The following is a 13,171-nucleotide window of genomic DNA, read 5'->3' as shown; positions in this document are numbered from 1 at the left end:
GGCTGCCAGCTGGGCGGGCGTTTTTGCAGGAAGGCGCGCAGGCCTTCCTGGCCTTCGGGGCTGACGCGGATGCGGGCAATGGCGTTTTCGCAGTAGCGACGCAGGGCCGGGGTCAGGGCGCCGTTGCCGACTTCGCGCAGCAGGTCTTTGCTGGCGCGCATGGCGCACGGGCTGTTGAGCAACAGGTTGTCGATCCACGACGCCACTTGTTGCTCCAGCTCGGTTGCCGGGTAGCTTTCCGACAGTAGGCCGATTTCCCGGGCCCGCTGGCCGCTGAAGCGCTCGGCGGTCAGGGCATAGCGGCGTGCCGCGCGTTCGCCGATGGCCTGCACCACGAACGGGCTGATCACCGCCGGGGCCAGGCCGATGCGGACTTCCGACAGACAGAACTGCGCATCGTCGGCGCCGATCGCCATGTCGCAGCAACTGATCAGGCCCAGGGCGCCACCAAAGGCCGCGCCTTGCACCACGGCCAGGGTCGGGATCTTCAGCTTGGCCAGGTTGTACATCAGCTCGGCCAGCTCGCGGGCGTCGTCGAGGTTGGTGTGGTAGTCGAGTTCGGCCGACTGCTGCATCCAGGCCAGGTCGGCGCCGGCGCTGAAGTGCTTGCCGCGGCCGCGCACCAGCAAGAAGCGCAGGGCCGGATCGCTTTGCACCTGATCCAGGGCGAGGATCAGTTCGCGGATCATTTCGGCGTTGAAAGCGTTGTTCTTTTCTTCACGGCTGAGCCACAGGGTGGCGAAACCACGCGGGTCTTTCAGCAGTTCCAGGGTGTTGAAGTCGTTCATGTCGATTGCGCTCCGGGTCACATGCGGAACACGCCGAAGCGGCTCTGTTCGATAGGGGCGTTGAGGGACGCGGACAAGGCCAGCGCCAGCACGTCGCGGGTCTGCGCCGGGTCGATGACGCCGTCGTCCCACAGCCGGGCGCTGGAGTAATACGGATGGCCCTGGTGCTCGTACTGATCGAGGATCGGCTGTTTGATCTCGGCTTCCTGGGCGGCGCTGAAAGTCTGTCCGCCACGTTCGGCCTGCTCGCGCTTGACTTGCACCAGCACCCCGGCGGCCTGCTCGGCGCCCATCACGCCGATCCGCGCGTTGGGCCACATCCACAGGAAACGTGGGTCGTAGGCACGGCCGCACATGCCGTAGTTACCGGCGCCGAAGCTGCCGCCGATGATCACCGTGAACTTCGGCACCTTGGCGCAGGCCACCGCGGTCACTAGCTTGGCACCGTGCTTGGCGATGCCGCCGGCTTCGTATTTCTGCCCGACCATGAAGCCGGTGATGTTCTGCAGGAACAGCAGCGGGATGCCGCGCTGGCAGGCCAGCTCGATAAAGTGCGCGCCTTTCTGCGCGGCCTCGGCGAAGAGGATGCCGTTGTTGGCGAGGATGGCGATCGGATAGCCGTGCAAGTGAGCGAAGCCGCACACCAGGGTGGTGCCGAACAGTGCCTTGAACTCATCGAAGACCGAACCGTCCACCAGCCGCGCGATGACTTCGCGCACATCGAAGGGCTGCTTGGCGTCCGCCGGAATCACCCCGTACAGCTCGTCGCTGGCATACAGCGGGGCGATCGGCGTGCGTTGCTGCAACTCGCCCTGCTTGCGCCAGTTGAGGTTGGCGATGCTGCGCCGGGCCAGCGCCAGGGCGTGTTCGTCGCTGTCGGCGTAGTGGTCGGCGACACCTGAGATCTTGCAGTGCACATCGGCGCCGCCAAGGTCTTCGGCGCTGACCACTTCACCAGTGGCGGCCTTCACCAGCGGCGGGCCGGCGAGGAAGATGGTGGCCTGTTCGCGGACCATGATCGCTTCGTCGGCCATGGCCGGCACGTAGGCGCCACCGGCGGTGCAGGAACCCATGACCACGGCGATCTGCGGGATGCCCTGGGCGCTCATGTTGGCCTGGTTGAAGAAGATCCGCCCGAAGTGCTCGCGGTCGGGGAACACCTCGTCCTGGCGCGGCAGGTTGGCGCCACCGGAGTCCACCAGGTAGATGCAGGGCAGGCGGTTCTGCTGGGCGATGGCCTGGGCGCGCAGGTGTTTTTTCACGGTCAGCGGGTAGTAGGAGCCGCCTTTCACCGTGGCGTCGTTGGCCACGATCATGCATTCGACACCCTCTACCCGGCCGATGCCGGCAATCACCCCGGCGGCCGGCACGTCTTCGCCATACACCTCATACGCCGCCAGTTGGCTGATTTCGAGGAAGGGCGAGCCCGGGTCGAGCAGGCGGTTGATACGCTCGCGCGGCAGCAGCTTGCCGCGCGAGGTGTGCCGTTCCTGGGCCTTGGCGCCACCGCCTTGCTGGACCTGGGCGAGCAGGGTGTGCAGGGCATCGACCTGGGCCAGCATGCTGGCAGCGTTCTGCGCGAACTCTGGTGATTTCGGGTTGAGCTGAGACTTCAGAATCATTGGGGCTCCCAGCGCAGCTCGAAGCGACAAGCTTCAAGCTGCAAGAGTAAATCGGCGTTACGGCAGCTATGGCTTGCCGCTTGTAGCTCGCAACTTGCAGCTGCTCTTACTTCGTCTCGTTAAAGAGTTCGCGACCGATCAGCATGCGGCGGATCTCGCTGGTGCCAGCGCCGATTTCATACAGCTTGGCGTCGCGCAGCAGGCGGCCGGCGGGGAATTCGTTGATGTAGCCGTTACCGCCGAGGATCTGGATCGCGTCCAGGGCCATCTGGGTGGCGCGTTCGGCGCTGTAGAGGATCACCCCGGCGGCGTCCTTGCGCGTGGTCTCGCCACGTTCGCAGGCCTGGGCCACGGCATACAGGTAGGCGCGGCTGGCGTTGAGCTGGGTGTACATGTCGGCGACCTTGCCCTGGATCAGCTGGAACTCGCCGATGCTCTGGCCGAACTGCTTGCGGTCGTGGATGTAGGGCACCACCAGGTCCATGCAGGCCTGCATGATCCCGGTCGGGCCGCCGGAGAGCACCACGCGCTCGTAGTCCAGGCCGCTCATCAGTACCTTCACGCCGCCATTGAGCACGCCGAGGATGTTTTCTTCCGGCACTTGCACGTCATCGAAGAACAGCTCGCAGGTGTTGGAGCCGCGCATGCCCAGCTTGTCGAACTTGTTGCTGCGGCTGAAGCCTTTCCAGTCGCGCTCGACGATGAACGCGGTGATGCCGTGCGGACCCTTTTCCAGGTCGGTCTTGGCGTAGATCACGTAGGTGTTGGCGTCGGGACCGTTGGTGATCCAGGTCTTGCTGCCGTTGAGCACGTAGTGGTCGCCGCGCTTGTCGGCGCGCAGTTTCATCGAGACCACGTCGGAGCCGGCGTTGGGTTCGCTCATGGCCAGGGCGCCGATGTGCTCGCCGCTGATCAGCTTGGGCAGGTATCGGCTTTTCTGTTCGTGGTTGCCGTTGCGGTTGATCTGGTTGACGCAGAGGTTGGAGTGGGCGCCGTAGGAGAGGGCGACCGAGGCCGAGCCGCGGCTGATTTCTTCCATGGCCACCACGTGGGCCAGGTAGCCCAGGCCGGCACCGCCGTATTCTTCCGGCACGGTGATGCCCAAGAGGCCCATGTCGCCGAACTTGCGCCACATGTCGGCGGGGAACAGGTTGTCGATGTCGATCTGTGCCGCCCGTGGCGCCAGCTCGGCCTTGACGAAGGCCTGCACCTGGTCGCGGAGCATGTCGATGGTTTCGCCGAGGGCAAAGTTCAGGGTCGGATAGCTCATGGGGGCACCTTCAAACTTGTTTTTATGTAAGGGAGTCGGGCTGTGGAGAGCGGCTGATTCAGCTCTCACCTTTACGTTAACGTAAGCCTGCGACGGGTGGCTGTCAATCACCCTTTACGTAAACGTCAACTTGCGCGAATCTGTAGGAGCCGAGCTTGCTGGCGATGAAGGATCACGCGGTCGTATAGCGACATCGCGGCGCTCCAATCGCGGGCAAGCCTCGCTCCTACAATAAAGACAATAGGGGGTCATCATGGATCAACCCGCACCCGCGCCGGGGCGCAGCTACACTCGCGGCACCCAGGACAAAGCCTTGCTGGCGCTGACCATCGGTCAGGCGTTCGATCGCACGGTGGCGTCATACCCTCGGGGCGAAGCCCTGGTGGTGCGTCATCAGCAGCTGCGCTACAGCTGGCAGCTGCTGGCCGAAACCGTCGATTTGCATGCCCGGGCGCTGCTGGCCCTGGGGCTCAAGACCGGCGACCGGCTGGGCATCTGGGCCCCCAATTGTGCCCAGTGGTGCATCAGCCAGTTCGCCAGCGCCAAGATCGGCGCGATCCTGGTGAACATCAACCCGGCCTACCGCAGTTCCGAGCTGGAATACGTGCTCAAGCAGTCCGGTTGCCAGTGGCTGGTGTGCGCCGGTGCGTTCAAGACCTCCGACTACCACGCCATGTTGCAGGGCCTGGCACCCGAGCTGGCGCAGCAGTCCATCGGCCAGCTACAGAGCGAACGCCTGCCGGATTTGCGCGGCGTGATCAGCCTCGACGCGCAGCCGCCGTCGGGTTTTCTGCCCTGGTCGCAGCTGGCCGACCTGGGGGCCGGCGTCAGTGTCGAAGCGCTGCGCGAACGCCAGGACAGCCTGGACCCCGACCAGGCGGTGAATATCCAGTACACCTCCGGCACCACCGGTTTCCCCAAGGGCGCGACCCTCAGCCACTACAACATCCTCAACAACGGCTATATGGTCGGCGAGAGCCTGGGCCTGGGCCACGAGGACCGTCTGGTGATTCCGGTGCCGCTGTACCACTGCTTCGGCATGGTCATGGGCAATCTGGGCTGCGTGACCCACGGCACCACCATGATCTACCCCAACGATGCCTTCGATCCGCTGCTGACCCTGAGCGCCGTGGCCGAGGAAAAGGCCACCGGGCTGTACGGCGTGCCGACCATGTTCATCGCCATGCTCGACCAGCCACGGCGGGCCGAGTTCGACCTGTCGAGCCTGCGCACCGGGATCATGGCCGGGGCCACCTGTCCGATCGAGGTGATGCGCCGGGTGATCAGCGAGATGCACATGAGCGAAGTGCAGATCGCCTACGGCATGACCGAAACCAGCCCGGTGTCGTTGCAGACCGGCCCGGCGGACGACCTCGAACTGCGCGTGACCACGGTCGGCCGCACCCAGCCGCAGCTGGAAAGCAAAATCATCGACGAGGCGGGTAATATCGTGCCGCGCGGCACCATCGGCGAGCTGTGCACCCGCGGTTACAGCGTGATGCTGGGCTACTGGAACAACCCGCAGGGCACGGCTGAAGCCATCGACCAGGCCGGCTGGATGCACACCGGCGACCTGGCGACCATGAACGAGCAGGGTTACGTGTGCATCGCCGGGCGCAACAAGGACATGATCATCCGCGGCGGCGAAAACATTTATCCGCGCGAGCTGGAGGAGTTTTTCTTCACCCATCCGGCGGTGGCCGACGTGCAGGTGATCGGCATTCCATGCTCGAAGTACGGTGAAGAGATTGTCGCCTGGATCAAGTTCCACCCCGGCCACAGCGCCAGCGAGGAGGAGCTGCAGGCTTGGTGCAAGGAGCGTATCGCTCACTTCAAGACGCCGCGTTACTTCAAGTTCGTCGAGGAATTCCCGATGACCGTGACCGGCAAGATCCAGAAGTTCAGGATGCGCGAGATCAGCATCGAGGAGTTGCGCGGGCGTTCCTGAGCCTATTCGAGCAGGCTCCCGCAAATACGTGCGGGAGCGGCTCGCGAGCCGTTTTAGAGGCCGCGGTCGAATCAGCAGAGGGGAGGGAAGCAGGAAGGCCGGAAAGCACAAAGGGGAGCCGAAGCTCCCCTTTAATTTTGTCGTTGCGTGCTCTTTTTTTATTATTGAGGGGCGGTCTGTTGTTGTTTTTGGCAACCGTTACCCTTTACCGCTGTTTTTGGCGATCCCCATCCGGGATCAAGAGCAAACGTATTTTTTTGAGCGCTGATCTATTTTCTCGCTTGAGCGACCAACCAGTTCGGGAGCTACCTTGGGGTAGTTTTATTGTTCTCTGCCCGGTTGCGGGTGGCTCTTGTTGTTGAAGACACCCTGGAAAACACATCCTCTCCAAAAAAATCTGTTAGCTGCGTCTCTGCCGTGTTGTTTTTGTTATGTCAGAGTCGTTTCGTCTTATTTTTATTAGCTTTGCTGCTTTTTATTCTTGTTATGCCAGAGATATAGCAGAAGCCATGCCAACTTTTTAAAATCCTTTAAAATCAATGGCTTGATAAAAACGGCATTTCATCTGTACCGCTAGAAAATCGACAAACTGTTTCCGTGTTACCCGTTTCGAGCGTGCGCCAGAGCAGTCGGTAACACCCTGAAACAGGCAACCCCCTCAACCTGGGTAACGGGCCTTGGCGACGCGCGAGCCGGTGGGCCGCCCCAGCACGGAGCAGATCTGCTGGCCGGCGAGGATCAGGCGCTCCATGTCGATACCGGTTTTGATGCCCAGCCCATTGAGCAGGTACAGCACGTCCTCGCTGGCGACGTTACCGCTGGCGCCCTTGGCGTAGGGGCAGCCGCCGAGCCCGGCGATGGAGCTGTCGAACACCGCGATGCCTTCCAGCAGGCTGGCGTAGATATTGGCCAGGGCCTGGCCGTAGGTGTCGTGGAAGTGCCCGGCGAGCTTGTCCCGCGGGACATGGGCGGCCACCACCTCGAACATCCGCCGGGTAGCGCCGGCGGTGCCGGTGCCGATGGTGTCGCCCAGGGACACTTCGTAGCAGCCCATGCTGTACAGCTCGCGGGCGACCACGGCGACCTGTTCCGGCGCCACCTCGCCTTCGTAAGGGCAGCCCAGCACGCAGGACACGTAACCGCGCACGGTAACGCCATGCTGTTTCGCCGCCTCCATGATCGGCACGAAGCGCTCCAGGCTCTCGCTGATGGAGCAATTGATGTTGCGCTGGGAGAAGGACTCGGAGGCGGCGGCGAACACCGCGACCTCCTTGACCCCGGCGGCCACGGCATCTTCGAAGCCGCGCAGGTTCGGGGCGAGGGCGCCGTAGGTCACTCCCGGCTTGCGCTGGATCTGCGCGAACACCTCGGCGGACCCGGCCATCTGCGGCACCCATTTGGGCGAGACGAAACTGCCGACTTCTATATAGCCGAGCCCGGCCGCGCTCAGGGCATCCACCAGTTGCACCTTGTCGGCGACGCTGATGGGCTGGGCTTCGTTCTGCAAACCGTCGCGAGGACCGACTTCGACCAGGCGCACATGGGTGGGGAGGGACATGGGGCTTTACCTTTTATATGTAGGGCCGCTGATGTAGCCGCTGCCGCAGGCTGCGCTCGGCGACGAAGTCGACGCAAAACCAGGCGCTACGGTCTGTCTGGCGGATTGTCTGTGTTACTGGTGCGGCCGCTTTGCGGGCGATCGCAGCCTGGGGCGGTTACTGCACGGCGCTTTTCTGATTCTGGATGGTCTGCTCCAGCGCCTGGGTGCAGCGCTCTTCCGCGGTGTCCAGCTCCAGCTTCATCTGTTCGATGTCCAGCAGCTGTTGTTCCAGCTGCTCACGGCGCTCGGCGATTTTCGCCAGCATGCTGTGCAATTGCTTCAGATTGCCGCTGCTGGGGTCGTAGAGTTCGATCAGCTCGCGGCACTCGGCCAGGGAGAAGCCGATGCGCTTGCCGCGCAGGATCAGCTTCAGGCTGACCTTGTCCCGTGGCGAGTAGATGCGTTCCTGGCCACGGCGTTCGGGGGCGAGCAGGCCTTGTTCTTCATAAAAGCGGATGGCCCGGGTGGTGATGTCGAGCTCGCGGGCGAGGTCGGAAATGCTGTAGGTCTGGCTGCTCATGGGGGCACTCGAAAAAGGTCTTGGCGTTAAGCTAATTCGAGGTTGACGTATACGTCAAGCAAGATGAAACCCTATCCGTAGGAGCGAGGCTTGCCCGCGATGGGTACGCTGAGGTTTCCCTGAACCACCACGTTCTTCCTTATCGCGGGCAAGCCTCGCTCCTACAGATTACTTTTCGAGTTTTTTCTCGTGGGCCGTCACCTGCTGGCACAACTCGATCATCTGCTCGCGCATCCAGCGGTTGGCCGGGTCCTGGTCGGTGCTTTCGTGCCAGTAGAGGTGGGTTTCCAGCGGCGGCACGTCGTTGACCGGCAGGTTGAACGCCTGCAGGTCATGGCGCCGGGCGAAGCGCTCGGGCACGGTCATGACCATGTCGGTCTGTTGCAGCACTTGCGAGGCCATCAGGTAATGCTGGGAGCGCAGGGCGATCTTGCGCTGGATGCCCATCTTGCCCAACGCCAGGTCGACATAACCCAGGCCGCTGCGGCGACTGGAAATGTGGATATGGGTCAGCGACAGGTAGTCGTCGAGGCTGAGTTTTTCCTTGTTCGCCAGCGGGTGGCTCTTGCGCATGGCGCAGACGTAGCGGTCTTCCATCAGCTTGACGTGGCGGACCTGCGGGTCGGTGTTGAGCGGGGCATCGACGGCGAAATCCAGGCGGCCGGCGGCCAGTTCCTTGGTGGTTTCCCGGCGCTTGGACAGGAAGCTCTCGATGATCACCGTCGGGGCCAGGCGCCGCAGGCGCTGGAACAGCGGCGGCAGGATCACCGCCTCGGTCAGGTCGGTCATGCTGATGCGGTAGGTCTTGACCGCCTGCAAGGGATTGAAGATGCGGCTTTCCTGCACCGACACCCGCAGCAGCGACAGGGCGTTGCGCACCGGGCCGATGATGTTCTGCGCCATGGGCGTGGGCACCATGCCCTGGGCGGTCCGCACGAACAGCGGGTCGTTGAAGGTCTCGCGCAGGCGGGCCAGGGCGTTGGAGACAGCAGGCTGAGTGATGCCGACGATCTGCCCGGCGCGGGTCAGGTTGGCTTCGGTGTAGATCGCGTCGAAGACGATGAAAAGGTTGAGGTCGACCTTGCTCAGATTCATTGCGCTGCACTCTTATTGTTAGGGTCGGGAGGGATGGGTTGATGGCCTGCCTGATCAGTCAATCATATATCGGTGATGAATGTTAATACACGCCGAGAATAGGCTAGGTAAATTTTCGTAAGCTGTTCTAGCATCGGTTCCATGCCCTCAACCACCTTGCCAAGAAGGTAGCTGCCCATGGATTTCGCCTATTCACCCAAGGTTCAGGAACTGCGTGAGCGCGTGACCGCGTTCATGGACACTTATGTCTATCCGGCTGAAGCCGTGTTCGAGCGCCAGGTCGCCGAAGGCGATCGCTGGCAGCCGACGGCGATCATGGAAGAGCTCAAACTCAAGGCCAAGGCCGAGGGCCTGTGGAATCTGTTCTTGCCCGAGTCGGAACTCGGCGCCGGCCTGACCAACCTCGAATACGCGCCGCTGGCGGAAATCATGGGCCGTTCCCTGCTGGGGCCGGAACCCTTCAACTGCTCGGCACCGGACACCGGCAACATGGAAGTGCTGGTGCGTTACGCCAATGAAGAGCAGAAGCAACGCTGGCTGGAGCCGCTGCTGCGCGGCGAGATCCGCTCCGCCTTCGCCATGACCGAGCCGGACGTGGCATCGTCCGACGCCACCAACATGGCCGCCCGCGCCGTGCGTGATGGCGACGAATGGGTGATCAACGGCAAGAAGTGGTGGACCTCGGGGGCCTGCGACCCGCGCTGCAAGATCCTGATCTTCATGGGCCTGAGCAACCCGGACGCACCGCGCCACCAGCAGCACTCGATGATCCTGGTGCCGGTCGACACCCCCGGGGTGAAGATTGTCCGGCCGCTGCCGGTGTTCGGTTACGACGACGCCCCCCACGGCCATGCCGAAGTGCTGTTCGACAACGTGCGGGTGCCGTACGAGAACGTGCTGCTGGGCGAGGGTCGTGGCTTCGAGATCGCCCAGGGCCGCCTTGGCCCGGGCCGGATTCACCACTGCATGCGCTCGATCGGCATGGCCGAGCGCGCACTGGAGTTGATGTGCAAGCGTGCGGTGAGCCGCACCGCGTTCGGCAAGCCGCTGGCGCGCCTGGGCGGTAACGTCGACAAGATCGCCGATTCGCGGATGGAGATCGACATGGCGCGCCTGCTGACCCTGAAGGCGGCGTACATGATGGACACCGTCGGCAACAAAGTGGCGAAAAGCGAAATCGCCCAGATCAAGGTGGTGGCGCCGAACGTGGCCTTGAAGGTGATCGACCGGGCCATCCAGATTCATGGCGGGGCCGGGGTCTCCAACGATTTCCCGCTGGCCTACATGTACGCCATGCAACGCACCCTGCGCCTGGCCGACGGCCCGGACGAAGTGCACCGCGCGGCTATCGGCAAGTTCGAAATCGGCAAGTACGTGCCCAAGGAAATGCTGCGCAGCGGGCATTAAAAACGATCGCGGGCAAGCTCCCGTAGGAGCGAGGCTTGCCCGCGATAACGTCCCCGGTTAGGCCGCGAACTTCCCCCTCAATACACCCAGACCTCCACCCGCCGATTCTTGATCCGTCCCTCGTCCGCGGTATTGGCCGCGACCGGCATCTGCGCGCCAAAACCGCGGATCTCGCGCAGCACCACACCGTTTCTCACCAGTTCCCGGCGCACGGTCATCGCCCTCAGCTTGGACAGCAGCGCCGCGCGTGCCGGATCGTTCTTGGCGTCGCCGAAGCCGACCAGGGTCACGCGCTTGGCTAGTTTGTCGTGGCGCTTGAGAAAATCCAGGACCCGTGTCAGATCCTGGTGCGCCTTGTTGTCGAGGGTGGCGCTGCCTTCCTCGAAGCGAAAGTTCACGGTCAGGCGCTGCGCCTGCCGGGCGATGGCCTGGTACCCCTCGGGCATCTGCGGGGCGGGGGTGACGCTCATGGCCAGCACCGTCTGCGCAATAAAACCGTTGGCCGCGACTATCGCCTGGCCCCTGGCGCTCTGGGCGAAACGCACCAGGGCGCGGGCCCAGGGGTTTTGCTCGTCGGGTGGCAGGTAGAAGTACAGGCGCCGTGACAGCGGGTAGTCCTCGGTGGCGATCAGGCTGTCGAGGGGCAACATCGGTTGCGAGCCGCCGTCGACGATCGCCACGGCCTTGGCCTGGCGCACATAAGGCAGGCCGATAAAACCGATACCCTGGGGATCGTGGCTGACCGCGTCGGAGAGCTGCTCGCTGGACTCGAAGCGTTGCGCCGTGGCGCTGAGGTTCTTGCCGCGGTGGGCCAGCACCAACTCCTTGAAGGTGTCGTAGGTGCCGGAGCGGTCATCGCGGGCGTACAGGTGAATGGCGCCATCGATGCTGCCCAGTTCTTCCCAGGTTTTCACCTCGCCGCTGAAGACCCGCGCCAGTTGTTCGGTGTCCAGCCGCGTCAGCGGGTTTTGCGGGTGGAGGATGATCGCCAGGCCGTCGATGGCGATCACCTGTTCGGCGTCGGGGTCTTTCAGGTCGCCGAGGGCTTCCAGTTCCACCAGTTCGCTGTCCTTGATCGGTCGTGACGCGGCAGCGAGGTCGGCGCTGGCGTTCTTCAACGCGGCGAAGCCGGTACTGGAGCCATGGGCGGCGATCTCGACGAAAACGCGCCGGCCCTGGGCATCCTGGCCGGTCACCCGACGCTCGTTGTCTTTGCTTGAGGCCTCGATCCGGATGTCGAGCAAACCCTGTTCCTGCATCAGGCCCTTGACCAGGGCCGGGACCAGCGCGGCACCGATGGTGTTGGAACCCTGGATGCGCAGCACCGGCTGGTCGCCGCCGGCCAGGGGCAGGGCGGCGAACACCGACCAGGGCAGGGCGTAGCAAACGAAGCCGACCAGCAGCAGGCAGAGGGTTCGGCACCAGAGGTCCCGTTCACTGACGGTACAAACGCGTGACATGCGGCAATGGCCTTCTATGGCGGGAGCGAGTGCGGCGAGATTAAGTCAGGGAGGTGACGGAGATATGACGGTTGATGCGGGTAATCAGAGTCTTCTCGTGGCTTTTCGGAATGCTCTTAAAGACCCGGCACGGCTGGCTCAGTACAGTTGAAAACTTTGTCTGGAGGGGAATTGGCGCAAGCCGATTCTCGTCTTCACCAGGCGTCGATGCAGCCCTGGCTGCAATTTGCTTGTGTCAAAGGAGTATGAAATGAGTGGCTGGTTCGAGCTGAAGCAATATGGCAGCGGAGGTTTCAGGTTCTTGCTGAAGTCCAAGGACGCGCAGACCATGCTTCAAAGCGACCGTTACCCTTGTCGTGAGAGTGTCGAGGCAGCCATTGCGCTGTTGCGCAAGCACTGCACGTCCCCGGGTAGTTACGAAAAGAAGATCGCCCCTGGTGGCAAATCCTACTTCAATCTCAAGGCCGGCAAGGAGGTGATCCTGGTCAGCCACCTGTATGACTCGGAGCCGACCCGTGAGTCCGCCATCGAGGCCATCATGCAGGCCGGCACCAGCACCCGGGTCGAGTTGTGTTGAGACGCTGAAGCCATAAAAAAGCCCATCGCAGGATGGGCTTTTTTGTGCCTGGCGATCAGCTCAGTTCGAGCCAGATCGGTGCGTGGTCGGAAGGCTTTTCCATGCCGCGCAGGTCGTAGTCGACCCCGGCATCCTTGATCCGTGGCAGCAGGCCGCGGGAGGCCATGATCAGGTCGATGCGCAGGCCGCGCTTGGGCTCGTCCTCGAAACCGCGGCTGCGGTAGTCGAACCAGCTGAAGCGATCGACCACCTCGGGATTGAGGTGACGGAAACTGTCGACCAGGCCCCAGTTCTTCAGGCGGTCCATCCACTCGCGCTCTTCCGGCAGGAAGCTGCACTTGCCGGTTTTCAGCCAGCGTTTCATGTTGTCCGGGCCGATGCCGATGTCGCAGTCTTCCGGGGAAATGTTCACATCACCCATGACCACCAGCGGCTGCTCGTTGCTGAAACGGGTTTCCAGCAGGTGCTGCAGGTCGCTGTAGAAACGCTGCTTGGCCGGGAACTTGGTGGGGTGGTCGCGGCTTTCGCCCTGGGGGAAGTAGCCGTTCATGATGGTTACCTGGGCGCCGTTGGCGTCGACGAAGGTGCCCCAGATAAAACGCCGCTGGGCGTCTTCATCGTCACCGTCGAAGCCTTTGTACAGGTCCAGTGGCGCCTGGCGCGAAAGCAGGGCGACGCCGTAGTGGCCTTTCTGCCCGTGGAAATTCACGTGATAGCCCAGCGCCTGGACTTCGGCCAGGGGGAACTGGTCGTCTGATACCTTGGTTTCCTGCAGGCCGATGATGTCCGGTTGATGCTTTTCGATCAGCGCCGCCAGCTGATGAGGGCGGGCGCGCAGCCCGTTGATGTTGAACGAGACGATCTTCATGGTCGGCAGTCCTGGC

At 63.0% G+C, this 13,171-nt stretch carries 11 protein-coding genes; 3 read left to right on the top strand and 8 right to left on the bottom strand.

The window, feature by feature from the left end:
• The 3 genes from DK261_RS33515 to DK261_RS09795 form a co-directional block, all read right to left on the bottom strand.
• Positions 1-788 (bottom strand): gamma-carboxygeranoyl-CoA hydratase (locus DK261_RS33515; protein ID WP_256597561.1); only part of this gene is annotated, 788 nt, incomplete at its 3' end.
• A 17-nt stretch (positions 789-805) separates the two neighbouring features.
• Positions 806-2,410, bottom strand: a complete 1,605-nt coding sequence (locus DK261_RS09800; RefSeq protein ID WP_110175652.1) for a carboxyl transferase domain-containing protein — start codon at positions 2,408-2,410, stop codon at positions 806-808.
• A gap of 106 nt (positions 2,411-2,516) precedes the next feature.
• Positions 2,517-3,680: an isovaleryl-CoA dehydrogenase gene (locus DK261_RS09795; protein ID WP_110175651.1), complete on the bottom strand. Its 1,164-nt coding sequence runs from the start codon at positions 3,678-3,680 to the stop codon at positions 2,517-2,519.
• A gap of 253 nt (positions 3,681-3,933) precedes the next feature.
• Between DK261_RS09795 and DK261_RS09790 the strand changes: the two genes are divergently transcribed.
• Entirely contained in the window at positions 3,934-5,628 is a 1,695-nt protein-coding gene (locus tag DK261_RS09790; RefSeq protein ID WP_110175650.1) for an AMP-binding protein, read from the top strand.
• A 658-nt stretch (positions 5,629-6,286) separates the two neighbouring features.
• Here the strand turns inward: DK261_RS09790 and DK261_RS09785 are convergent.
• The 3 genes from DK261_RS09785 to DK261_RS09775 all read right to left on the bottom strand — a co-directional run bounded on the left by DK261_RS09785 (position 6,287) and on the right by DK261_RS09775 (position 8,843).
• Complete coding sequence (locus tag DK261_RS09785; protein ID WP_009049814.1) at positions 6,287-7,186, bottom strand: hydroxymethylglutaryl-CoA lyase; 900 nt, start codon at positions 7,184-7,186, stop codon at positions 6,287-6,289.
• Between the two features lie 157 nt (positions 7,187-7,343).
• Positions 7,344-7,748 (bottom strand): MerR family DNA-binding transcriptional regulator, encoded by a 405-nt coding sequence (locus DK261_RS09780; protein WP_007929654.1) that lies wholly within the window; start codon positions 7,746-7,748, stop codon positions 7,344-7,346.
• A 168-nt stretch (positions 7,749-7,916) separates the two neighbouring features.
• On the bottom strand, positions 7,917-8,843 hold the full coding sequence (locus tag DK261_RS09775) for a LysR family transcriptional regulator (protein WP_009044615.1): 927 nt from the start codon (positions 8,841-8,843) through the stop codon (positions 7,917-7,919).
• A gap of 177 nt (positions 8,844-9,020) precedes the next feature.
• Here DK261_RS09775 and DK261_RS09770 point away from each other — a divergent pair, with 177 nt between their 5' ends.
• Positions 9,021-10,250 (top strand): acyl-CoA dehydrogenase, encoded by a 1,230-nt coding sequence (locus DK261_RS09770; RefSeq protein WP_009049813.1) that lies wholly within the window; start codon positions 9,021-9,023, stop codon positions 10,248-10,250.
• 77 nt (positions 10,251-10,327) lie between these two features.
• Here the strand turns inward: DK261_RS09770 and DK261_RS09765 are convergent, their stop codons facing one another.
• Complete coding sequence (locus DK261_RS09765) at positions 10,328-11,710, bottom strand: substrate-binding domain-containing protein (RefSeq protein ID WP_110175649.1); 1,383 nt, start codon at positions 11,708-11,710, stop codon at positions 10,328-10,330.
• Between the two features lie 250 nt (positions 11,711-11,960).
• Between DK261_RS09765 and DK261_RS09760 the strand changes: the two genes are divergently transcribed.
• Positions 11,961-12,287: a YegP family protein gene (locus DK261_RS09760; protein ID WP_009049811.1), complete on the top strand. Its 327-nt coding sequence runs from the start codon at positions 11,961-11,963 to the stop codon at positions 12,285-12,287.
• A 55-nt stretch (positions 12,288-12,342) separates the two neighbouring features.
• Here the strand turns inward: DK261_RS09760 and xthA are convergent, their stop codons facing one another.
• Positions 12,343-13,155, bottom strand: coding sequence for an exodeoxyribonuclease III (gene xthA / locus DK261_RS09755; protein WP_110175648.1), 813 nt, complete (start codon positions 13,153-13,155; stop codon positions 12,343-12,345).
• Positions 13,156-13,171 lie beyond the last annotated feature (16 nt).

Origin of the sequence: Pseudomonas sp. RW409 (genome assembly GCF_003184125.1) — a bacterium.
GTDB classification, from domain to species: domain Bacteria; phylum Pseudomonadota; class Gammaproteobacteria; order Pseudomonadales; family Pseudomonadaceae; genus Aquipseudomonas; species Aquipseudomonas chlororaphis_I.
The sequence above is the reverse complement of the archived record's forward strand: the minus strand, read 5'-3'. Positions and strand labels throughout refer to the sequence as shown.